This window comes from Dyadobacter sandarakinus (genome assembly GCF_016894445.1).
GTDB lineage: Bacteria > Bacteroidota > Bacteroidia > Cytophagales > Spirosomataceae > Dyadobacter > Dyadobacter sandarakinus.
This window is the reverse complement of the sequence record NZ_CP056775.1, coordinates 3,372,491-3,396,689: the sequence shown is the minus strand read 5'-3', so window position 1 is coordinate 3,396,689 and position 24,199 is coordinate 3,372,491. Positions and strand designations below refer to the sequence as shown.

General features: G+C 50.8%; 15 protein-coding genes. 12 read left to right on the top strand and 3 right to left on the bottom strand.

The features are described from left to right. Nucleotides 1–27 precede the first annotated feature (27 nt). Nucleotides 28–1,962, bottom strand: a complete 1,935-nt coding sequence (locus tag HWI92_RS13685; RefSeq protein ID WP_204655997.1) for a glycoside hydrolase family 127 protein — start codon at nucleotides 1,960–1,962, stop codon at nucleotides 28–30. A gap of 79 nt (nucleotides 1,963–2,041) precedes the next feature. Next, nucleotides 2,042–3,409 carry a sigma-54-dependent transcriptional regulator gene (locus HWI92_RS13680; protein ID WP_204655995.1) on the bottom strand — a complete coding sequence of 456 codons (1,368 nt, stop codon included), beginning with the start codon at nucleotides 3,407–3,409 and terminating at the stop codon, nucleotides 2,042–2,044. A 371-nt stretch (nucleotides 3,410–3,780) separates the two neighbouring features. Between HWI92_RS13680 and HWI92_RS13675 the strand changes: the two genes are divergently transcribed. The 10 genes from HWI92_RS13675 (at nucleotide 3,781) to HWI92_RS13630 (ending at nucleotide 21,171) form a co-directional block, all read left to right on the top strand. Then, nucleotides 3,781–5,028, top strand: a complete 1,248-nt coding sequence (locus tag HWI92_RS13675) for an efflux RND transporter periplasmic adaptor subunit (protein WP_204664552.1) — start codon at nucleotides 3,781–3,783, stop codon at nucleotides 5,026–5,028. Nucleotides 5,029–5,142: 114 nt separating this feature from the next. Continuing rightward, nucleotides 5,143–5,820, top strand: a complete 678-nt coding sequence (locus HWI92_RS13670; protein ID WP_204655993.1) for an ABC transporter ATP-binding protein — start codon at nucleotides 5,143–5,145, stop codon at nucleotides 5,818–5,820. A gap of 97 nt (nucleotides 5,821–5,917) precedes the next feature. Continuing rightward, nucleotides 5,918–6,520: a hypothetical protein gene (locus HWI92_RS13665; protein ID WP_204655991.1), complete on the top strand. Its 603-nt coding sequence runs from the start codon at nucleotides 5,918–5,920 to the stop codon at nucleotides 6,518–6,520. A gap of 91 nt (nucleotides 6,521–6,611) precedes the next feature. After that, complete coding sequence (locus HWI92_RS13660; RefSeq protein WP_204655989.1) at nucleotides 6,612–8,972, top strand: ABC transporter permease; 2,361 nt, start codon at nucleotides 6,612–6,614, stop codon at nucleotides 8,970–8,972. Nucleotides 8,973–9,168: 196 nt separating this feature from the next. After that, nucleotides 9,169–11,553 carry an ABC transporter permease gene (locus tag HWI92_RS13655; RefSeq protein WP_204655987.1) on the top strand — a complete coding sequence of 795 codons (2,385 nt, stop codon included), beginning with the start codon at nucleotides 9,169–9,171 and terminating at the stop codon, nucleotides 11,551–11,553. Nucleotides 11,554–11,598: 45 nt separating this feature from the next. Continuing rightward, nucleotides 11,599–13,980, top strand: a complete 2,382-nt coding sequence (locus tag HWI92_RS13650) for an ABC transporter permease (RefSeq protein WP_204655985.1) — start codon at nucleotides 11,599–11,601, stop codon at nucleotides 13,978–13,980. A 225-nt stretch (nucleotides 13,981–14,205) separates the two neighbouring features. Further along, nucleotides 14,206–16,662, top strand: coding sequence for an ABC transporter permease (locus HWI92_RS13645; protein ID WP_204655983.1), 2,457 nt, complete (start codon nucleotides 14,206–14,208; stop codon nucleotides 16,660–16,662). Between the two features lie 100 nt (nucleotides 16,663–16,762). After that, nucleotides 16,763–18,244 (top strand): capsule assembly Wzi family protein, encoded by a 1,482-nt coding sequence (locus tag HWI92_RS13640; protein ID WP_204655981.1) that lies wholly within the window; start codon nucleotides 16,763–16,765, stop codon nucleotides 18,242–18,244. A gap of 191 nt (nucleotides 18,245–18,435) precedes the next feature. Then, nucleotides 18,436–20,835: an ABC transporter permease gene (locus tag HWI92_RS13635; RefSeq protein ID WP_204655979.1), complete on the top strand. Its 2,400-nt coding sequence runs from the start codon at nucleotides 18,436–18,438 to the stop codon at nucleotides 20,833–20,835. A gap of 48 nt (nucleotides 20,836–20,883) precedes the next feature. Further along, nucleotides 20,884–21,171: a hypothetical protein gene (locus HWI92_RS13630; RefSeq protein WP_204655977.1), complete on the top strand. Its 288-nt coding sequence runs from the start codon at nucleotides 20,884–20,886 to the stop codon at nucleotides 21,169–21,171. Between the two features lie 49 nt (nucleotides 21,172–21,220). Here the strand turns inward: HWI92_RS13630 and HWI92_RS13625 are convergent, their stop codons facing one another. Further along, on the bottom strand, nucleotides 21,221–22,099 hold the full coding sequence (locus tag HWI92_RS13625) for a carbohydrate-binding family 9-like protein (RefSeq protein WP_229247926.1): 879 nt from the start codon (nucleotides 22,097–22,099) through the stop codon (nucleotides 21,221–21,223). Nucleotides 22,100–22,290: 191 nt separating this feature from the next. Between HWI92_RS13625 and HWI92_RS13620 the strand changes: the two genes are divergently transcribed. Both HWI92_RS13620 and HWI92_RS13615 read left to right on the top strand, forming a co-directional pair. After that, nucleotides 22,291–22,857: an RNA polymerase sigma factor gene (locus HWI92_RS13620; protein WP_204655975.1), complete on the top strand. Its 567-nt coding sequence runs from the start codon at nucleotides 22,291–22,293 to the stop codon at nucleotides 22,855–22,857. Further along, nucleotides 22,854–24,194, top strand: coding sequence for a GH1 family beta-glucosidase (locus HWI92_RS13615; RefSeq protein ID WP_204664548.1), 1,341 nt, complete (start codon nucleotides 22,854–22,856; stop codon nucleotides 24,192–24,194). The genes HWI92_RS13620 and HWI92_RS13615 overlap by 4 nt, the downstream gene beginning before the upstream one ends. The last annotated feature ends 5 nt before the right edge of the window (nucleotides 24,195–24,199 follow it).

The following is a 24,199-nucleotide window of genomic DNA, read 5'->3' as shown; positions in this document are numbered from 1 at the left end:
CATCCGGCATTTTTTGTGCTGTTCCGGCTACTTTTCCCTGTTCAGCCAGACCGACATTTCGTTCGGGCCGCGATTGGCCCAGGCGTAGTAGGGGATAAGGGTCAATGGGCCTGAGGTCAGTACATTAATGCCTCCCAGCATTTCTTTTTTATACTGAACAACAAAATCCTGTTCCTGCCTGATGCTGACGTTCAAAGCTTTACCCTGATTGTCGTGGCCCTCGGCGCAGTAAAGTACCGGCCCGCGCTCGACCGCGAGTTTTCCTTCATTGGCCTTCACTTCTGCCCGCGACACAATGGTACGGACGAGCATATCCATGCTCAGTTCAATTACATCACCCTTTTTCCATTGTCTGTCCAGTTTCACGTAGCCATCTGTGATCACAGCCGGTGCCGATTTTCCATTAATGGTAAGGGTTACAGGTTTCGCATTTTTATTGGTATAAACATAAAGGTCTCCCGGAATCGCCTCGCCGCGTGCCCAGCCCGGAATGCGTATTGACAATGGAAATTTCAGTGCCTTTTCAGGCGACACGGTCATACGTACGGTACCTTCCCACGGATAGCTGGTTTGCTGCGCCAGCGTTACCTTGGTACCGCCGCTGCTCACAGTTGCTTCACTGCCTGCAAAAAGGTTGACGAAAATTTCATTTCCCCGGGTGGCGTACATGTAGGCAGGTACGGACGGCAGCAGCCGTGAAACGTTGGTAGGGCAGCAAGCCGTACCAAACCATTCACTCCGGGCAGCGCCGGTACCTTTGCCGAAGTCGTTTTTTCCATTGGAAGACATCGGGTTTACGTAAAAGAACTCATTTCCTTTCACAGACATCCCGCCAAGAAATCCATTGTAAAGCGTCCGCTCAAAAACATCCATGTACTTGGCATCGCCCGTGAGCAGGAACATGCTGTGATTCCAGTTCAGGTTGGCAATTGCCGCGCAGGTTTCGGCATAGGCATTGTCGTTGGGCAAAATGTATGCTTTGTCAAAAGCCTCGCCGTCTTCCCGGGCGCCCATGCCGCCGGTAACGTACTGTTTTTTATATGTGGCATCTTCCCAGATATGGTCCAGAGCGCGCCGGTTCCCGGGATTGTCGCGCAGCGGGAGCAGGTCGGCCACGCCGGTATACAGGTACTGGGCACGTACGGCATGTCCCTCAGCTTCTTTTTGCCGGACGAAGGGTACCTGGTCCTGAAAGTAGGCGGGGCCCAGCTTATGCTCGTCCAGGAAGAGTGTACGTTTATCGGATCGGCCGCGCATGGAAATGAAAAAGTCTGTGAGGTCCAGATATTCCTTTTTGCCGGTTACGCGGTAGAGTCGCACCAGGGCCAGTTCAATTTCTTCATGACCCGGCACGACCAGCATCTGCCCGGGTTTCGGGCCAATGGTTTTGACAAGGTGATCTGCATTTTTTATGGCTATATCAAGCAGGTTACGCTTCCCGGTAGCTTCATAGTGCGCTACCGCAGCTTCATACAGGTGCCCGGCATTGTAGAGCTCGTGGCTGCCATTTTCAAATGAATAGGGCGAAGGTCCGGCAATCCAGTCGTACGAGCCGGTAGTATCCTTGTTGATGGTACGTACGGTATAAAGATATCCATTTGGCTCCTGTGCCGCCGCAAAAAGCGTGATCAGACTGTCAAGGTAATGGTCCAGCTTCGGATCATACTTATTCTGAAGTACGTAGGCGGCACCTTCCACGACTTTGAAAACGTCCGAATCATTAAACCTCACCCCGTCAAACTTGCCCTTTTTCAATCCGCCGGCAACAGCAAAATTGTCGATGCGGTGGGAAATTTCGCATTGATGCAATGCATGGGGGACGGTCGTTTCAGCAGCGAGCGTGACCCGGTCGTGCCAGAATCCCCGGGTAGTATGTACATTTTTGAGGGGTACTGGTGTAATCTCCTGCGCTGACGAGAGGAACGGGAATAGCAGCAAAAAGACGGCAATCGGCTTCGTCATGGGATTGTTCTGGTTGGTCTGTAAGTGGGCCAGGTCTCCAAAAACGTGCCAGAAAGCACTTTTTACTACAAGTCGAAAATCAAAGTCCGTATTTCTCCATACGTCTGTACAAGGCAGCCCGGCTCAATCCAAGCTCCCTTGCTGCGTCTGTGATATTTCCATTGAATCGTTTCAATGCCTTCACGATCAGGTTCTTTTCCATGTCTTCCAGATCAAACCCCGTGGCCGTGGCAGGCTGGCCTGCCGAGCTTTTCAGGAATAGATCGTCGGGTTGCAGGGTTTTTTCCTGCGAAAGGATCACCGCCCGCTCAATGGCGTGCTGCAGCTCCCGGATGTTGCCCGGCCAGTTGTACTGCTGCATTTTCTTGATGAGGGCAGTACTGATGTCATTGACGGGCCTGTTGTATTTTTTGGAGTATTGTTTGAGGTAGTAGTCAGCCAGCGCGCTGATGTCTTCCGGGCGGTCACGCAGCGGCGGGAGGTCGAGCTCAATGGTATTGATCCGGTAGAGCAGGTCCTGCCTGAATGTTTTATCAGCCACCATCTTTTCAATGTTACTGTTGGTAGCGCATATCAGCCTGATGTCTACATTGATAGACTTATTGGAGCCTACCCGCGTGACGCGGCGTTCCTGGATCACGGTGAGCAGCTTGGCCTGCAGCGGAAGTGTAAGGTTACCGATTTCGTCCAGGAAAATGGTTCCGCCTTTGGCTTCCTCGAAGCGCCCGGCGCGGTCTTCCTTGGCATCGGTAAATGCACCCTTGACATGCCCGAAGAGCTCACTTTCAAACAGCGATTCACTCAATGCACCCAGGTCTACAGCTACAAAAGGCTTGTCGGCCCGCTTGGAATGCTGGTGAATATGCCTCGCAAGCTGCGACTTGCCTGTCCCGTTTTCACCCAGAATGAGCACATTGGCATCGGTAGAGGCCACGCGCTCGGCTGTGTGCAGGACCTGCCGAATGCTCTCGCTCGATGCTACGATGGTCTCGGCACCGGCTTTGGCTTTCTTGCTTTCGTCCTTTGCTTTTTCCTCGGCAGGGGCGGCTATTTTGGTTGCGCCGCCTTCGAGGGCACCCGCAATGGTTGCCAGCAGCTTATCATTTTCCCAGGGTTTCAGTACGAAGTCGGTCGCGCCTGCCTTCATCGCCCTGATCGCCATTTCAATGTCCCCGTAAGCCGTAATCATGATAACCTTGGCCGCTGCATTGATGTCCAGGATACGATCCAGCCAGTGAAATCCTTCCCGTCCGCTGTTCACATCCCGGGTGAAGTTCATGTCCAGCAGGATCAGATGATAGTCTCCATTGGTGACCAGGAAAGGCAGTTTCTGAGGGTTTTTCTCGATGTCTACTGCTTTTGCGTGACGTTTGAGGAGCAGCTTGGCTGCGCTGAGCACGTCCACGTCATCGTCAATGATCAGGATTCTCGCTTCTGAAAGTTGCATGGCTGATAATCTGGGGTACGAAGGGATAATTCTGCGATAATAACCTTTAACTTTTAATTGTGATAAATTAAGCAGGGGCAAATTTTAATTTTTGTCTCAAACAGGGCCTGAAAAGGCTATATTGAACTGCATTCGACCCCAAAATAGTGCTTGTCCGTCCACGAACAAGTTTGTCCGATAACGAACAACGCAAGGGTAGTAGCAGGAATCATGTGAGCTGATTGTCAGTTTATTAGAGGCCCTGCCGGGTCTTGGCACAGGGATTGGATACCAGGATTGAACCAAGTCAGAATCCAATCACAATTCATATAATGGAAGTAAGGACACCTAACTCGACCAACACCAATAACGGTTTTTCAGGAGGATCGTCAATGGACAAGATAAAGCCGAAGAAGTTCTGGAACAGTAAACGCATCAGCATTATAGGCGGCGTGACGCTGCTGGCGGCTTTCCTGATCTACCAGTTTTTCTTCGCCGACAAGCGCAGCAAGCTCAATGTGGAGCAGGATAAGCTGACCATTTCTACCGTTTCGAAAGGCAAGTACGATGAGTTTATCGTGGTCACCGGGGTAGTGCAACCCCTCAAAACAATTCAGCTGGATGCGATTGTAGGAGGATATGTAACAGAAAAGCTGGTGGAAGGCGGCAACATGGTAAAACAGGGCGATATTCTGCTTCGTCTTGAAAATCAAAACCTGAAGCTGAACTTCCTGCAATCGGAAACGGAGGCCAGCCGCCTCGTCAATGACCTGCAGAACACGCGTCAGAACCTGAAAGTGGCCCGGTTTACATTGCAGAAAACTTTAAGCGAGCTGGACTTCCAGCTTGACCAGGCCAAGGATGCATTTGAACGTAATACAAAGCTTTACCGCGATAAGGTGATCCCTGATGCGGACTACCTCAAATCAAAGCGGGATTATGACAAGCTGGTGCGCCAGCGCGAAATCGAGGTCGAATCGCAGAAATACCAGGAAGAAAACGCCCGTATGCAGATCGCCCAACTGGAAGGTACCCTGGCCAACACGCAGAAAAACGTAAGCCTGTGGCGCCAGACGCTTGATAACCTGGTAGTGAAAGCACCGGTATCAGGACTGCTTTCATCCATGAATGTGGAAGTAGGTTCCAACATCAACCAGGGTCAGAACATCGGCCAGATTGATGATTTGAATGGCTTTAAAATGCGGGTGAGCGTGGATGAGCATTATATCTCGCGGATCTTTGTAGGGTTACAGGGTAACATGGAGTTCAGTGGCAAGGATTACGGTCTGAAGATCATCAAAATATACCCCGAAGTACAAAGCGGCAGGTTTGAGGTGGATATGCAGTTTGACAAAAGTGCGCCTGAACTGATCAAAAGAGGTCAGTCTGCGCCGATCAGATTGCAGCTTGGCCAGCCGTCGCAGGCGACACTGCTGCCAGTGGGCGGGTTTTTCTCGGAGACGGGGGGTAACTGGGTATATGTGCTGAGTGATGACGGATCAAGAGCTGTAAAACGCAATATCACGCTGGGACGCAAAAATCCCGAGTACTTCGAAGTCCTCGACGGCCTGAAACCAGGTGAAAAGGTCATCACGAGCTCTTATGAGAATTTCGGGGATAATGAGGTGTTGGAATTTTAGATCAAACGCCGGCTGTCAGCAGTCGGCTTTTAAACACTGTCTTTAAAAGAAAATTAGTTTATAACAATAACCAATGCCGACAGCCGAGTGCCGAAGCCGTAAGCCAGAAAAACAATGATCAAAATCACCAACCTTCACAAAATCTTCTCTACCGAGGAGGTGGAGACGACCGCCCTGAATGGAATTGACATGGATGTCAGAGACGGCGAGTTTGTCGCTATCATGGGACCTTCCGGATGTGGAAAGTCCACACTCCTTAACATTCTTGGCCTGCTCGACAATCCCAGCGAAGGTTCCTACGAGTTTTATGGCACGGAGGTCGCCAGGATGTCGGAGCGCCAGCGTGCGCAGATCCGCAAAGGCAACATCGGGTTTGTATTTCAGAGCTTTAACCTGATCGACGAGCTGACGGTTTACGAAAACGTTGAACTTCCGCTGCTTTATCTGAAAACACCTCCGGCAGAGCGCAAGGAAAAAGTGGAAGCCGCACTTACCCGCATGAACATGATGCACCGCCGTAACCACTTTCCGCAGCAGCTGTCCGGTGGTCAGCAGCAGCGTACTGCCATTGCAAGGGCCGTGGTTGCAACCCCCAAAACGATCCTGGCGGATGAGCCTACCGGTAACCTCGACTCCAAAAACGGGGAAGAAGTAATGAACCTGCTCAGCCAGCTCAATGCGGCCGGCACGACCATTCTGATGGTAACGCACTCACCTTATGATGCGGGCTTTGCGCACCGGATTGTGAATTTGTTTGACGGTAAAATCGTGACCGAAAAGGTCCATGTATAGCTGAGGAGTCCGGCACAGTCTGTTATGCAGAATGGTGCCGGCACACGAAAGTGTTTGCCGGATTGCAAGAGTACCCCAACGACCAAATTTAGCCATCATGAAAAAGTTCCTGACTATCCTGCTTGCCGGCATCCATGTGCTGGCTTTTGCGCAGAAAAAAAGTAATATCAGCCGGAGTGTCGATGACGACGGCAAAACGATGCATGTACGGGTAACCGGCGAAGTGGATGGTCGGCAGGTGGATTGTGACCGTACCTTTGATGTGGCCCGGCTGAATGACGATGAACGCGCTGCCTTACGCGACCAGGTACTTGAGTCTTTTGGTCTGGAAGAAGAGGTCGTCCCGCAAGCGCCGGCCACACCTGAGCCTCCTGCTCCACCCGTATTTGCAGCAGCGTCTGCGGATGAGCCGGAGATTGATGCGGATGAAGTGGAAACAGATATAGAAGACGACGAAATTGACGAAATCGACGAAATGCAGGACCATGCCGGCAAATCCCAGGATCAGGGTGAGTTTGCCAAGCTTGTCAAGTACAACCCCGAGACCGGTCAAATGTTCCTGCGGTATCAGTTTGTTAAAAACGGCGAAGAGTTTATCTACGAAAAGACGGCGGATGTACCCGATAAGTCCGACAGCGAGCGGGCGCGGATCATTCATGATTTCGAAACCGAAATAGAGCTGCCGGGAAGGGGTATCTGATACCTGCCGGTCACATTTTTAGTTTGTTTTAATCAACACATCTTCTGCGGGTCGCCGTCCTGGTACCCGGCAGGTATAGCCATGAATGCACATGCTGAAAAATTACCTGAAAATTGCCTGGCGAAACCTGCTGAAAAATAAAACTTTCAGCCTGATCAATATTCTGGGGCTCGCCCTCGGAATGGCATGCAGCCTGCTGATCCTCCTATGGGTGCAGGATGAAATGCGTATGGATCGTTTTCACAAAAATGATGCGCGCATTTTCTCGGTTCTTGAAAACCAGTTTTACTCCGGCTCCATTAATACCTACCAGTCCACACCCGGCATCCTTGCAGAAAACATTGTCAAGGACATTCCTGAAATTAAAATGGCCAGTCAGCTCCTCTGGGAAGAAGAGCCTGTTTTTATGGTGGGAAATGTGCTTGATAATGAAAAAGGCAGGTATGTGCAGGGCAACTTCCTGAGCATATTCTCATTTGAGCTCAGCCAGGGCAATGCAGCTTCTGCGCTACAAGGTCCCGACGGGATCGTGATTTCCCAACAGCTCGCTGACAAGTATTTCAAGGGAAAAGACCCAATGGGCCGGACCATCCGCATTGATAACAAGGATGACGTGATTGTACGAGGCATCCTCAAACCCCTTCCGAAAAGCTCCTCGCTGAAGTTCGATTTCCTGATGAGCTTTGAGCGCTGGGCTAAAAACAACAAATGGTCGAAGGAGTGGGGCAACAATGGACCTATGTGCGTGGTACTGCTTGCAGAAAATACCACTCCTGAAAAGGTGAATGCCAAGATCAGAAACTACATCAAGACAAAGAATAAGGACAGCAATGTTGAGCTGTTTATCACCAACTTCGGCAAGTCATACCTGTATTCCAAGTGGGATCAGGGCAAGCAGAATGGCGGCCGCATTGAGTATGTACGTTTATTCACCATCGTTGCGATTTTCATCCTGATCATTGCCTGTATCAACTTCATGAACCTGGCCACGGCACGGTCCGTCAAACGGGCGAAAGAAGTAGGCTTACGCAAGGTCGTAGGTGCTTACAAGGCAAGTCTGGTAGGGCAGTTTCTCGGCGAATCGGTCCTGATCGCAGGCCTGGCACTCCTGTTTGCGATCGTCACTGTGCTTCTGCTGCTGCCATCTTTCAATACACTCACAGAAAAACAGCTCAGCTTCAATCTGCTCGATCCTGTGCTGCTGCTTGTACTGCTTGGTTTAACGCTGATCACCGGCATCATTGCGGGCAGTTATCCCGCCCTTTTCATGTCGTCGCTTAATCCGGTCGTGATCCTCAAAGGTGCATTGAAATTCAAGCCCAGTGCGGCTTATTTCAGGCAGGGACTGGTGGTATTCCAGTTTGGATTGTCGATCCTGCTGATCCTTGCCATGATCGTCGTGTACCGCCAGATCGATTATATTCAAAAGAAAAACCTTGGTTTCTCACGTGAAAACCTGCTCTATGTTGCAGATGTTGAGAAAGGTATGGCCAACAACTTTGAGTCGTTCCGGCAGGCCTTGCTGAATGGTCCGGGTATCAAGACGGTTTCATGCTCGCAAGCCAACCCTTTCAATTTTGGCAGCTCCACCATGGGCGTGAGCTGGCCCGGGAAGGATACAACCAAACAACTCCTTTTCAGCGTCAATCCTGTGGGTTACGATTTTGTAAAAACAATGGGGATCCGCCTGCTCGACGGGCGGGATTTCAGCCCTGCTTTTGGCACGGATACGTCCAACTACCTGATCAATGAAGCCGCTGCCCGGAAGATCGGCTACAAGGAGCCCGTGGGTAAAGAGCTGACGATGTGGGGCAAGAAAGGCAGGATCATCGGTTTGATGAAAGATTTCCATACCGGCTCGCTGCATACGGCGATCGAGCCCCTGATCATCAATCTGCAGTCGCCCCAAAGCATGTGGGGGGCAGCGCTGGTACGAACAGAAGCCGGCCGCACACAGGAGGCAATTGATCATCTTGAAAAGGTGTACAAGACCTTCAATCCGAGTCTGCCATTTAAGTATCACTTTGCGGATGAGGATTTCGGGAGACAATATAAATCGGAGAAGGTGGTAAGCCGGCTTTCCAACTACTTTGCCTTTCTCGCTATTTTTATTTCATGCCTGGGTCTTTTTGGCCTTGCTGCCTTCACGGCCGAGCAGCGTACCAAGGAGATCGGCGTACGCAAAGTATTGGGAGCTACTACCCTCGGACTGGTAGGTATGCTTTCGAAGGACTTTGTCAAACTGGTTCTCGTATCCGCGCTGATTGCCTTTCCGCTGGCCTGGTACTTTCTCAGCGGCTGGCTCGAAAAATACGCTTACCGCATTGATATGGAGTGGTGGTACTTTGTGGTGGCAGGCGTCGCCGCCATGCTCATCGCCCTCTTCACCGTCAGCTTCCAGGCCATTAAAGCCGCATTGATGAACCCGGTAAAAAGCCTGAAAACGGAATGAGGGAGCGGCTTTCGGCGGTCGGCTTTCGGCGGTCGGCTTTTAGTGCGGATTTGGATTGCTTGTTACTTCTTACAGCATTGATGTTTATGTAAATGAAAGCCTAGAAAAACAGGTCAGCTGGACTTGCACTACCAAAAGCCAAGAGCCAAAAGCCAAAAGCCGACCGCCGAAAGCCGCCCCAAACTTCCCCAACCCCATGATTTCAAACTATTTCAAAATCGCCCTGCGGCACCTGATCAGGAACAAGGTTTTTTCGGTGATAAACATTGCCGGCCTTTCCCTTGGGCTGACTTGCTGCATGCTCATCGTGCTCTACACCAAGGATGAGCTGAGCTTTGACCGTTTTCAGGAAAACGGGGACCGGCTTTTTCGTATGATGGTGCACATGAAGGACGACCGGGAGTCTCGCCTCACTGGTAGTACGAATGCAATTCACGGGCCTGGTTTTCAGGAGGAAATACCCGGGATAGAAGCAGTTATCCGTACGCAGAGCAGTTCATTTGTAGTAAAAAAAGGGAATGAAATCCTGAAAGAAGACCTTCTTTTTGCCGACGAAAATTTCTTCTCGGTTTTTTCACTGCCGCTGCTCTCCGGTGATCCCGGGCGTGTCCTGGCCAACATCCATTCCATTGTGCTCAGCGAGGACCTGGCCAGGAAGTATTTCGGTACCAAAAACGCCGTCGGACAAACCATGCAGATCAGGACGGGCGACGACTTTGAACCTTTTGTAGTGTCGGGCGTGGCCAGGCGGTGCCCGCAAAATTCGTCCATTCAGTTCGATGCCGTGTTGCCTTTCAAGTACCAGGAGGCCCGCGGCTGGACCAATGCCGAGTGGCTGGGCTTTTACATGAATACATTTGTATTGCTCCATGAGAAGACCGATTACCATGCTGTGGTGCCCAAGATGAATGAGGTTTTCAGGAGGAAGTCGGCTATTGAAATTGGTAAGATCAAGGATTTCAGGCAACAAATCCGCTTTGATCTGATGCCTTTCCGGAATATGCATCTTCAAAGTACAGGTGACGATATGCGCAATGGACTGGATCATGCAAGCAGTCCGGTTTACTCCTATATTCTGACAGGGATCGCCATCTTCATCCTGCTCATTGCCTGCATTAATTTTGTCAACCTTACTATCGCACGCTCCCTCAGCAGGGCCAGGGAAATCGGGGTAAGAAAGGTAGCTGGCAGTTTACGCAAGCAGCTCATCTACCAGTTTATGGGCGAATCTTTCCTGCTATCCTTCATTGCATTTGCGCTGGCAGTAGGGCTGACGCAGGCTGTACTGCCTGCCTTCAATGCACTTTCCAACAAGCAGCTGGCATTGTCATATCTGCTTGATACAGGGCTGGTATCCGGCTATACTGCCCTGTTTTTCGCAACCGGCCTGGTTGCGGGCATTTACCCGGCATTGGTCCTGTCGGGTTTCAATCCGGTGCAAACACTCTACAACCGCGCGAAGCTCACGCAGAAAAACTATCTCAGCAAAGGATTGGTGGTGTTTCAGTTTACATTGTCGGTGTGCCTGGTGATCGGTACCATCGTCATCTACTCGCAATTTCGCTACCTGACGGGCAAAGATCTGGGATACGATGATCAGAATCTGGTCAGTTTCAGTCTGGGCCGCGGAGGGCCGGACAAGGGTGTGATGGAAGTAGTTCAAAATGAACTGCGGAACCTTCCCGGCGTCAAGATGGTGGCTGCCTTCAATGGTAACTATAATGGAACTGCTGCCAGGGTCGACGGTCAGGAAATTAACTTTGGATATATCGGTGTAGACGATCATTTCCTGAGTACCCTGCATATTCCCGTGCTGAAAGGCCGCATTTTTTCGCAGGCATTCACAACCGACCGCGAAGAGTCAGTTGTGGTGAATGAAGCATTTGTAAAGGAAGCGGGCCTGCGCAATCCTATCGGTCAGGAGGTGGATTTTACCTGGAAAAACAAGAAAATGAAGATCATAGGTGTTATCCGCAACTACCATTATGCCTCGCTGAAAGATACAATCAGGCTGCTGGTACTGACGCAGGACCCGAACTATCGTTTGGGGACAGTATTCGCAAAACTGGAAACCAGGGATATTCCGGCTACGATGAAGGCCATTGAAAAGATTTTCAGGCAACATGTAAAATACCTGCCGTTCGAGTACCAGTTTGAAGACACTGCCAACCTGAAACGCTACGAAGCGGAGGCTAAATGGAAGCAAATGATCACCCTGGCTGCATTCCTGTCCATTTTTGTATCCTGCATCGGCTTGTTCGGTCTGGCTACATTCAATGCAGCGTCTCGCGTCAAGGAAATAGGCATCCGTAAGGTGCTTGGCGCTTCGGTCGCAAGTATTGCCGCCCTGCTTTCCCTCGATTTTGTCAAACTTGTCATGCTGTCCATCTTTATCGCCCTGCCTTTGTCGTGGTACGGGGCTAACACCTGGTTGCAGGGTTTTCCTTACCGGATATCGGTGTCCGGATGGTACTTTGTCCTGGCTGCCGTACTGGCACTGTCGATTGCGCTACTCACGGTAAGTTACCAGAGTATCCGCGCGGCAATGCTCAGCCCGGTACATTCCCTGAAAAATGATTAACAATCCGGATGCCGGACCGGCCGGCTTTTTCTAAAACCCATGTCCATGTTTTTCAGACAAATCAGAGTTGCATTGAGGAACCTGCTGGCCGCGCGCCTGTTTACAACCCTCAACATTTTAGGGCTGACCGGCGGAATGGTGACGGCTGTTTTTATTCTTTTGTGGGTTCAAAACGAGCTGAGCTTCGATACCTACCATGCCCGGGCTGCGCGCATCGGACATGTCGTCACGCATTTGTCAGTGAGTAAGGAAGAAACCTGGCATTGGTCAACCACGCCGATGATGCTGGCGGAACATCTGAAAGGCTTCCCGGAAATTGAGGCCGTCACACGGAAGGGTAGTGATCTGAACGATATGACGATCTGGCTGGACGGTAAAAAGGTGAAGGGCGAGCACGGCGCTTATGTCGATGCCAACTGGTTTGATGTTTTTGATTACAAGTTTATTTCCGGTTCTGCCGCCCAGTTCAAGTCAGGCGTGCGCCAGGTAGCCATGACGGCGGCGCGGGCCGAAGTATTGTTTGGGCATACGGATGTTGCGGGCAAAACCATCCGGATCGATACGCTTGATTATGTGATTGCCGGTGTTTATCGCAACAATCCAGCCAATTCCAGCTTTCAGTTTGACTTTATTCTGCCCTTAAAAGCATATTGGTCCAATCCCGCAAATTTCAGAAATGACAACAACTGGGGCCAGTTCAGCTATGAGACCTACCTCGTAACCAGGTCCGGCGCCAACCGTGTCAAATTGAGCAGGCAACTCACCAGCCTGATGTCCAACCTGCGCCTCGATGACCATGGAAAACCTTCAAAGGATACCAGCCTGGAAGTGGAGCCGCTCGCCGCCATGCATTTCAACAAGGACATTCAGAACGCCGCACAGAGTAAGGGCGATTACCGGACGGTGTATACTTTCTTCGGACTGGCAGTGGTAATCCTGCTGGTAGCCTGCATTAACTATGTCAACCTGACCACAGCCCGCGCCAGTGTACGTTCGCGGGAAGTAGGTGTCAAAAAGCTGCTCGGTGCGGGCTCTTCCCATTTGTTCGGACAGTTTATGATCGAATCGGTCATTACCTGTCTGCTCGCGCTGGGAATATCAACAGGGCTGGTGTTCCTGTTAATGCCTGCATTCAATGCACTTACAGGCCGGGCATTTGCCCTGACCTTCACAGATCCGTCGTGGTGCTATGTGCTGGCCGGAACTACCATGCTGGGCATTGCATTGACGGGCATCTATCCGTCAGTGCTCCTTGCTTCCTTCCGGCCATTTGAAGTCCTGCGTGGCAGTTTGATGCTGGGTACCACAAGCTCGGGTTTTCGCAAGAGCCTCGTCGTCGTACAGTTTTCGGTCACCATTGTTTTCCTGATTGCAACATTGGTGGTTTACCAACAGATGAGGTTTATCCGTGAAAAGGAACTCGGCTATGACCGGGCGCATGTTTTTACTTTCAGATTACCGGAAGGCGCAGACAATACTGCGTTTAAAACCGAACTCCTCAGAGAATCGAGCATAGCCGATGCAAGTAATGCAGGGCAGAATATCGTGCAGATCGGCAGCAGCTCCTCAGGCTCCTACGACTGGGAAGGCCGCCCGAAAGATTTTAACCCGACTGTCTCCCAGATTTCTGTCGAAAGTAATTTCAACGTGATGTTCAAGCTGAAAATGGCTGACGGCCAGTGGTTTCGCGCGAATAACAGGGCCGATCAGGATAATGTGGTCCTGAATGAAACCGCTGTCAAAAAGCTAAACCTGCGCAAACCGGTGGTAGGGCAATGGTTTCAGTTCAGGGGCATAAAAGGTGTGGTGATGGGTGTGGTGCGCGATTTTCACTATAAAAGTTTACGTGAGAAAATACAGCCTCTGGTTCTCTTTCAGGATCAGCGATGGAAAGGGGCCATGTATGTAAAGTCAGTACCCGGCCAGGAGGAAAAAGCGGTGAAAGCCGCGGAGAAACTATGGGCGAAAATGGTACCCGATCAGGTATTTTCCTACAACTTCCTCGACGATACCTACGACAGGCTTTACAAAGACGAACAACGTACTGCGACGCTCTTCAACACCTTCGCGACGGTAGCGGTGATCATTTCCTGCATGGGCCTTTTCGGCCTCGCAACCTTTACAGCAGAAAGGCGGACCAGGGAGATTGGGATCAGGAAAGTTTCAGGGGCGTCGGCAGGATCCATTGTGGCACTCCTCTCCGCCGGCTTTGTAAAGCTGGTAATCATAGCCATTGTGCTGGCATCGCCCATAGGCTACTATCTGATGCAAAAATGGCTGCAGGGTTTTGAATACCGCATTGCGCTGAGCTGGCTGATTTTTGCAGGAGCAGGAATTGCGGCAGTGGTCATCGCCATGCTGACGATCAGCTATCAGAGTATCAGGGTTGCATTGATGAATCCGGTGAAAAGTTTGAAGGCGGAGTAGGGGGGGCGGGGAGGAACGGAGGAAGGGAGGATGGAGGAGGGGATTTTGGCTTTCGGCAGTCGGCAGTCGGCTTTCGGCTGTTGGTTTTTGGGAGGGGATTTGATTTACTATCTGTACTTGATCTGACATAATTTATAAATTTAATAAAAACGATTCAATAGCGGAAAGCCGATTGCTGACTGCCGACCGCCGACAGCCGACCGCCGACCGCCAACCCATCTTGCCATGATTAAAAACTATCTGAAAATTGCCCTGAGAAATGTTGCAAAAAGCAAGCTTTTCTCTGCTATCAATGTATTTGGACTTTCTGTGGGAATGACCTGCTGCATGCTTCTGCTGCTTTATATTCTCAGCGAAATCTCATTTGACCGGCATCATGCATTTGCCGATGACATTTATCTGCTGCGCAGCGTGCAGGTCCGCTCGGGTGGCGACCGTACCGACAATCCGCGCAGTCCGGCGCCGTATGCGGATGCGGTCAAAGCGGAGTTCCCGGAGGTGGTTGCCACGACCAGGGTATGGCAGAATTTTCTCCAGAACAAAACATTGCTTACGGTAACAGACCCTGCCGGCCAGCAGCGGGCTGTTTACGAAACCAGAGGGTACCACGTCGACTCTACCTTTTTCCAGGTTTTTACCTATCAGTTCGTCGAAGGTAGCCAGCATACTGCGCTCCGGGATCCTCATTCGGTAATCTTGTCGGAGGAGGTTGCCAGGAACTTGTTCGGCATTGGTTCGCCCATCAACAAGATTGTGCGCATTGGAGGGACAGCAGGAAATGGAGAAAATTACCGCGTGACAGGCGTTTTCAAGGACGAGAGCCACCGCTCACATATCGACGCCCGCTTTTTTCTGCCCATGCAGGCTGGCTGGGTAGGCGGATTTCTCAAACAGCAGGCTGACTTTTCAAACAATAATATGTTTGCCACCTATGTGCGCCTGAGACCCGGTACGAGCCAGGCACGGTTTGAAAGCAAACTGCCCGCATTTATAGAGAAGTACGCCCGTAAAGATCTGAAAGCAGCGGGTGTTAACCGTGAGCTCTCCCTGCTGCCGGTACCGGATATCCATCTTTTTGATAAGATTGAAACCATTATCACGCCCACAACCAGCAGTACTTACCTGTACGTGCTGGCATCTATTGCGCTGTTTACCCTGCTCATCGCGTGCATTAATTTCATGAATCTTGCCACCGCCCGCTCAGCCAGGCGCGCGGCAGAAGTAGGAATGCGCAAGGTAATGGGTGCTGGCAAAAGCGGGCTGATCGGGCAGTTTCTCGGCGAGTCGCTTGTGCTCACGTTCATTGCACTTACGCTGGCATTCGTGCTGGTGGCGCTGAGCCTGCCGTTTTTCAACCAGCTTGCCAGTAAAAGCCTGGCCATGGAAGAGCTTCTTCAACCGCACATTCTGGGCGCATTTTTCCTGCTGGCTTTGCTTACCGGACTTCTTGCTGGCAGCTATCCCGCATTCTACCTGTCCGTCTTCAATCCGCTGGACGTGATTAAGGGGCGGTTTGTAAATTCCGTGTCAGCAACCAGCCTGAGGCGCGGGCTGGTTGTGGTGCAATTTGTGATTTCCATCGGCCTGATCGTGGCCGCTACGGTGATACAGACGCAGATGAAGTACATGAGGGATCAGCCGCTGGGCTTCACCAAAGACCAGCAGATTGTGATTTCCCTGCGCAGCGAGGAGGCACGGAAAGCCTATCCTGCATTGCGGGCCAATGTTTTACAGAACAGCCAGATTGATGCTGCCTCGGGTACATCGTACTACCCCGGCATCCTGAACCCCAGTGATATGTCGGTATACCGGCCCGATCTCAGCATCAACGATTCGAAGTTGGTGAAGACCAACTGGGTTGCGCCTGATTTTATGCAAACCATGGGATTCCGGATGGTAGCCGGACGGATGCTTTCTGCGGAGTTTCCCGGTGATACCAACAACAGAATGGTCGTTAACGAGGCTACGCTGCGCAAGTTTGGTGTACCGCTGGAAAAAGCGGTGGGCAGCCGGCTTAATTTCAAGGAGGGTAACGAGGAGGTAACCAGTCTGGAAATTGTGGGTGTGGTCAGGGATTTTCACTTCTCGGATCTTCACAATGTGATAGAGCCATATGCATTGTTCCTCAACAACAGTAAGGAGGATTTTAATTATATGATCGTGCATGTCAACACGGCTGATGTCGGGAAGGTACTGCCGTTTTTGGAGGAAAAATGGAAAGCAATGGTGCCCGGTGAGCCATTTTCTTACAGTTTTCTGAATGAGGATTTTCAGAAAAACTATGCATCGGATGCCCGCACGTCGCGGATTGTGAATGCATTTACAATTATTTCCATTCTGATATCCTGTCTCGGGTTGTTTGGCCTGGCGGCTTTTGCAGCGCAGCAGCGCATTAAGGAAATAGGTGTCCGCAAGGTACTGGGGGCGTCCGTACCGAGCATTGTGGGCTTGCTTTCGGGTGATTTCATTAAACTAATTATCGTATCTATTGTGATTGCTACGCCCCTTACCTGGTACATCATGGACCTGTGGCTGCAGGACTTTGCCTACCGCATTCACATGGCATGGTGGATGTTTGTACTGGCAGGTTTGCTGGCCATCATCATCGCGATCGTCACTGTGAGCACCCAAGCGATTAAAGCTGCATTGACCAACCCTACCAAGAGTCTGAAAACCGAGTAGTCAGAATGAAAGAAAGGAGCACCGGCACTAAAAATGAGCCTGCCGGGTGATTTATCCGCACGCGTATTTATCTTGCGGATAAATCCTGCTCAACCTGCTGATGTTCCTTTCCCGATTTACTACGCACGCTCTCCTGCTCTTTTTTCTGCTGATTTTCAGCCGGGTTGCAGCCCAACAAAGTTCGTTTTCGTCGCAGTTCAAGGGTAACCTCGAAGCCGGGGCGTATGCTTCCGACAGCCGGTCGGTGCCTTTCTGGCTCCGCACCAACCAGTTTGGCATAGTACCCGAACGTTTTCCGGCAGGGATCATTCAGGGCAACCTGCGCAAGGACTATGTGTTTTTTGATACCCTGAAAAATAAAGTGCGCAGGCTTGACTGGGGTGTTGCCCTAAATCCGGTAGTTACCTACGATGATCAGAGTAAACTCAAAGCCATATTGGCGGAAGCACATGTCAAAGTGCGTTTCAGACATGTGGAGCTGTATATCGGGAGGCGCAAGGAAGTAATGGGGCTGGGAGATACTACCTTGTCTTCCGGCTTTTACGCAGGCTCCGGCAATGCACTGCCGATCCCCAAAATACAAATCGGGACTGTAGGCTTTGCACCTTTGCATTTCACCCGGGACTTTGTGGCGGTTAATGCAGGCTTTGCGCACGGCTGGTTCTGGACAGACTATATCCAGGATATTCGCCTGCATCAGAAGTACCTGTATGTGCGGCTTGGCAAGCCCGCAGCTGCCAGTAAATTCTACTTTGGCCTGAATCACAATGTCATGTGGGGAGGCCATGCCGAGTATCTCAAACAGCATCCCGAGCTGGCTTTGAACGGTGTCCTGCCGTCGTCCTGGAAGTTTTATCCCAATGTGGTACTTGCCTTTACATCGAAAAACTGGTTTACCAAAAACGGCTATGGCGCATTTGACAGCTACCGGCTGGGCAACCACCTCGGCAGCTACGATATTGGTTTTGATACAAGAATCGCGGGCCGCAAATTATGGGTTTATCATCAGCACCCTTTCGAGGACGTGTCCAGTATGGTTTTCAAAAACCTTCCTGATGGACTTTATGGAGCCAATCTGAAATTACAGAGTTCTACATCAGGCCGCGGCTTTGCAATCACCCACATTACTGCCGAGTTCCTGACGACCAAGGATCAGTCGGGATCCACTTTCTACATTCCGGGCAGCAAGTTTCAGGGAGCTGACAATTATTTCAACCATTCACAATACTATGAGGGCTGGTCGTACCGGGGCAATACCGTGGGCACCCCCTTTATTGCACCGGGCAAGGATATGGACCGGGTTCCCGGCCGGTTTTTCCCGAGCAACAGGGTCAACATGTGGTACCTGGGCGCTCAGGGCCAGTCAGGCAGGCTTCTATTAACATTACGCACTTCGTACAGTCGTAATTTCGGCGTGCCGGGCGGGCAGCTTAATCCCGTCCGCAACCAGTTTTCGGGCATGCTAGCCGGCCAGTATAGCCTTCCCCGGCAGACAGCCATCATCGCCCGGTTCTCGACCGATCAGGGTACTCTTTTCCTGAAAAGTTCAGGGGGATATCTGGGCATCCGGAAGAGCTGGTAGCAGGCCCGTCCGAAGCCGGACAAATCTGTTCATTTACGAACGAAAAAACAGGTTATAGTTGATACAAATATTTGATTATTAGTGATTTATGTAGTTGGCATAAATTTGTTGGGCAGCTTTGTAGTGCATTGTCAGAAGTGAAAAGACTTTCTGGCAATCGTTTTTTCCGGGCTTCTCAATCACAGGTTTCCATGCTGAAAAACTACTTCAAAATTGCACTTCGTAATATTCGTAAAAACAAGATTTTTTCGGCTATTAACATCGTAGGGCTGGCCATCGGGATGGCCTCGTGCATTCTCATCATGCTTTTCGTTTTTTACGAAAAAAGCTTCGACGGCATGCATACTCGGAATATCTACCGGCTGGACGAGGTGCAGAAGTTTGAAGGCATGGTCGCCCCGCAGAAAGTTGCCTTGTCCATGTATCCCATGGGCCCGACCCTCACGGACGAGTTTCCCGAAATTACCAACTTTACCCGCGTGATCGGCTCCGGCAAGGCTGACCTCAGGACCAATGGGCGAAAGGTCGTGCTGCCGGATGCATTGATGGCCGACGAGCATTTCTTTTCCATTTTCGACTACCCGCTGATCAAAGGCGACCGGGCGTCGGCGTTTTCCATACCCAATGCAGTGATTTTGAGCGAGCATGCTGCTAAAAGTTTGTTTGGGAATGAGGATCCGGTGGGTAAGCCAGTGACCCGGTACAGCAATGATACCGTGACTTTTAAAGTGACGGGTGTCATGAACGACATTCCTGCCAACTCGCATCTGCAGTTTGACGTGCTGTTCTCCGCAAAAGGTGTTATCGGGGAAGACGCAATGAATAACTGGGGAGGCAACTGGCTGATTACTTACCTCGAACTGCGTCGGGAAACTGATGTAGCTGTCTTGGAGCGGAAGTTTCCGGCATACCTGAAACGCCACATGAGCAATGACAACTGGAAGTCTTATGAACTGTTCCTGCAGCCCCTGGCCGACGTGCATGCCCGCTCCGCCGATATCACGCACGATTACCTCAATTTCCGTAAGTTCGATCGGAATCACACTTACATTTTTTCGGTTATCGCCGTCATCGTGCTGGTCATCGCCTGCGTGAACTTCATGAATCTGTCCACAGCCCGGTCAGGCGGGCGGGCCCGCGAAGTGGGTGTCCGTAAATCCATTGGAGCACAAAGGTTTCAGCTGGCAGGCCAGTTTATGGGAGAGTCGGTGTTGCTGGCTTTGCTGTCGCTGGTACTGGCAGTAGGTATTGTCAAAATCCTTTTGCCCGTGGTCAATGATTTCAGTCAGCGGGAGCTGGAATTCAGCGTATTTACCAATCCGCTGACCTTGCTGGCCGTGATCGCAGGCACCCTGCTGATCGGACTTTTATCGGGTATTTACCCGGCTTTGTTCCTGTCGGCTTTTCAGCCTGTGAAGGTGCTGAAAGGTACCCTGCGGAGTCAGAAAAGCAATTTCAGGAGTGCATTGGTGATTGTTCAGTTTTCCAGTGCGGTGTTTCTGATGATCGCTACCGGGTTTGCAGTAAAGCAGCTCCGGTATATGCAGCAGAAAGATCCCGGCTTCGTGCGCGACCAGGTGGTACTCGTACCGCTGGACAGCCAGTCGGGCAAAAAGTATGATGCCATTAAATCCGAACTGCTGAACAATCCATTGATCGAGGCGGTATCGGGTTCACAGCAGCGGCTGGGCAACAACTTTCATCAGACAGGCGTATCATTTCACGGCGACGGGCCGGTCAAAAGCATTGCTTCGTCCCAGGTGGTTGTGGATCCCGATTACCTGAATTTGTACAAGATCAAAATCGTTTCCGGACGTAATTTCAGCCATGATCCTTCTGAAAATGCAAAAGCTTATATCGTCAATGAATCGCTGGCCCGGGAGTTGCTCCGGGAGCAGCCTGTCAAAACCTATCAGTCGCTTATTGGCCGGCACTTCGGGTTCAGAGGCATGGATTCGACCGGGTATATTCTGGGCGTAGCCAAGGATTTTAACTTCAATTCTTTACATCATAAAATAGAAACGCTCTGCCTGATCAATCAGAAAGACTGGGGTTACGGAGAGCTGTCGATCCGGATCAGGGGCAGCAAAACTACCGAAGCTATCGCGGGCATCAGGTCGGTGTGGCAGGAAATGGCCCCGGGACAGGATTTTACGTATTCGTTTCTTGACGAGCACTTTGGCCAGCTTTACCGGGCCGACAGCCAGGTAGGAGAGATTGTAGGCGTACTGGCAGGACTCGCCATTTTTGTATCCTGTCTGGGGTTATTCGGACTGGCATCCTACTCTGCCGAAAGACGGATTAAGGAGATCGGTGTGCGAAAAGTGCTGGGTGCCTCGGTCGGCGGGATCGTTGCATTGCTTTCCGCAGATTTCATGAAGCTGGTTGTTGCCTCTATTCTTATTGCTTCGCCCGTAGCCTGGTGGGCGGTCAGTACCTGGTTGCGCGACTTTGCGTACCGCATTTCCATAGGATGGTGGATTTTTGCATTGGCAGGGATTGCAGCGGTGCTGGTGGCTTTTCTCACGATCAGCTTTCAAAGCATCCGGGCAGCACTGACGAACCCTGTCAAATCACTGCGCGCAGAATAAATGATTGATAAACCTTTTTTGCATGCATAACCAAACCCCAGCAAGCCTATGAGCCATATAGCTATCCCCATCCCGCCCCTGCATGGCAAGCAGGAGATTAAGGTAGAAGTGACGATCAATGGTATCAAGCAAAACCTGTTTTACAGGGTCGAGCTGTTTTATTGGGAAGATTGTTCCAATCCGGTTGCCCACCGGGCCGATTGTATCAGCGAAATGCTCGCCCACCATGATCCTGATTGGACAGTCTACTACATTGGTGCGCCCAATGATGAGTTTGTCCCGATCACATTTGTAAAAAAGGAGAGCCGCACCGTCCTTCGTGAAGTGCTGGCATAAAGCAAAAGCAGCTTTCCCGGACGCCAGGCCCCGGAAAGCTGCGCTCCCCCTAGCGTAACTTCTTCCTTCGTGCTTTTTCTGCTTTGAAATGCAGGTATCCCCAGTATTCGGGATAATGCATATTGATAATTCCCTGGGGCGACCAGACCCAGTTGTACTCCGGTAGTACTTTGTTGGTTTCGGCATTACGGCTGCGCATGTATCTGCCATCCTTGTCTGTTTCGTGCCGCCAGTTTACCCGTGAGAAATTGATGCGCCACGAAGTTCCGTCCTGCGGCATTACGGCAGCTACCTGACCGGTACTGAGTGATTTGAATGGAATTGCAATTTCCAGCGTCCACTGCTTGTCGGTATCTGCGGCATTGTTGAGCGTCCCTTCAATGGACACTGCAGATTTCAGCCCTTCAATGTTCCATTTAATATCAGGCTTGCCGCCTTTGCGGTAAGGCTTTGGCAGAAAAAGGTCAAATGAGTTGTTGATTGCATTGATTTCCAGCTCATAATAATTGTCGGTATCCCCGTCGGGATCTATAAAAACTTCAAAGTCATTTTCCAGGAAAACAACCTGATCCTTTTTGTCCTGGTAAGCCCATATATGTTCCTCTTCCATGACGGCGGCTATATACAGGTAATCGTTATCCCAAAGCATCTTTACCTGGGTATTCTGCAAGGGAAGTGGCTTTTTGTCACCTTCGATATCTACAAACCGGGGAGTCCACTCCACCTTTTTCCAGTCACTTTCAGAGAGCTTTCCGTCGATGATAATTTTTTTGGAAGTCTGGTAGCAGTTGTAGCTTTTGGGAGGGTCAGCGGCCTGCCCGTAAGCAGGAATTGTCAGCACAGGCAGGATGAAAGCGGCAAAATGCAGGCTAAGTGCGGCAATGCTGCAGAAGCAGGTTTTTTCAGAGAGTAAGTTTAAGTTTTTCAAGATTGGCGGCACAAGTGAAAATATAGCCCGAAATATACCTCCTAACTCAGGCCCTGTAAATGAAAAAGAGCCTTTTTTAAAAAGCCCGCCTGCAAGCTGGCCGGAGGGATCTTGAACTGGAACAATATTAATACTAACATTGTCGGTCATCAGGCCTTGTTTAGAACGTCCGAATATAATTCCGAGCAATAATGACTCGTAAACCTGTTTATACTGAATATCAGCTGGTCATGCTGCTCCAAAGCAATGACCGATATGCTTTTGAGTATCTGTACGATCATTATTCACCGGCTTTGTATGGTATCATTCTCCGGATCGTAAAAGATGAGGAAAAGGCCGCAGATGTATTGCAGGATTCGTTCCTGAAAATCTGGAAGAACATCTCCCGCTTTGAATCCCAGAAAGGTACCTTGTTTACGTGGCTGCTCAATGTTGCCCGTAATGCCGCTATCGATAAGCTGCGGGCTGATGTGAAGTCTGAGAAGGTGATCAAGCTGGAATCGGCTACCGAGCATGAGCTGTCATCAGCCGCGTATTTTCCCATACCTGCCACACTCGACATCCGCTCCATCGTTGCTACATTGATTCCCGAGCGCAAAGAAATGATAGAGCTGGTCTATTTTCAGGGTTATACCCATGAAGAAGTTTCCGAGCGCCTCAGCATGCCGCTCGGTACCGTGAAGTCAAGGATCCGCAAAGGTTTGCAGGAACTTCGCTATATTTTCGAAATTAAGAATCCTGAACTGAGCGTCGCCTGAAAACCATTACCCGTGAAGACTTTGGTGAAAACTTCCTTTGGGGAGTAGCCACTGCTGCGTTTCAGATTGAGGGAGCTGTGGACAAAGACGGTCGCGGAGCCAGTATCTGGGACCATTTTACTGCACAAAAAGGCAAAATCAAGAACGGTGACCATGCCCGTGTTGCCTGTGACTTTTACCACCTTTATGAACAGGATATTGCACTGGCAGCCAGCCTCGGCTTTCGCCAGTTCCGATTTTCTATATCCTGGCCACGCATTCTGCCGGAGGGTAGGGGAGCGATCAATGCAGCAGGTGTTTCTTTTTACAATAAAGTCATTGATCAATGCCTGGCGGCTGGCCTGGAACCCTGGATTACCTTGTACCACTGGGACCTGCCGCAGGCGCTTGAAATGCTGGGCGGCTGGAAAAACTGCGAAATCATCAGCTGGTTTTCTGAATATGTAAAAGTTTGCGCAAATGCGTTCGGCGATCGTGTGAAGCACTGGATCGTACTGAATGAGCCTATGGCAGTAGCCGGACTGGGCTATACGACCGGGCTGCACGCACCCGGGCGCAAAAGTATCCGCAACTTCCTGCCCGTAGTACATCACCTGGCCATGTGCCAGGCGGAGGGTGGCAGGATATTACGGCAGCATGTGCCGGATGCCCGTATCGGCACCGCCCTGTCATGCTCCTACGTTTACCCGCATACTGCATCTCCCCGCGACGTTCGTGCCGCCCGGCGGGCCAATGCGCTGATGAACAGGCTGTTTATAGAACCCGCGCTCGGCCTCGGCTATCCTATTGACGGATTTTCATTTTTGGCCAACATAAAAAGGTACATGCAGCCAGGCGATACCGAAAAGCTGCGGTTTGATTTCGATTTTATTGGTCTGCAAAACTATTTTAGTGTCGAAATCAGGCATTCCTACCTGGCACCGGTGACGTGGCTGAAAGAAGTACCTGCAAGGCTCAGAAATGTGCCGGTGACTGCCATGGGCTGGGAGATCAGTCCCGAGGGAATGTACCGGATCATCAATCAGTTTAGCCAATACAAAGCAATTCCGGAGCTGATTATTTCGGAAAGCGGAGCCGCCTTTCATGACATTCCCGAAAACGGCCGTATACCCGACACCGAACGAAAAGAATATTTTGTGCAATACCTCAATGCGGTACTGCGTGCCAAAAACGAGGGAGCCAGGGTAGGAGGCTACTTTGCATGGACGCTGCTCGACAATTTTGAATGGGCAGAGGGATACAGTGCCAGGTTCGGGCTGGTGTACGTAGACTTTGACACGCAGCAGCGCACTGTGAAAGATTCGGGAAAATGGTTCCGCTCCTTTCTGACCCGCTAAATTTC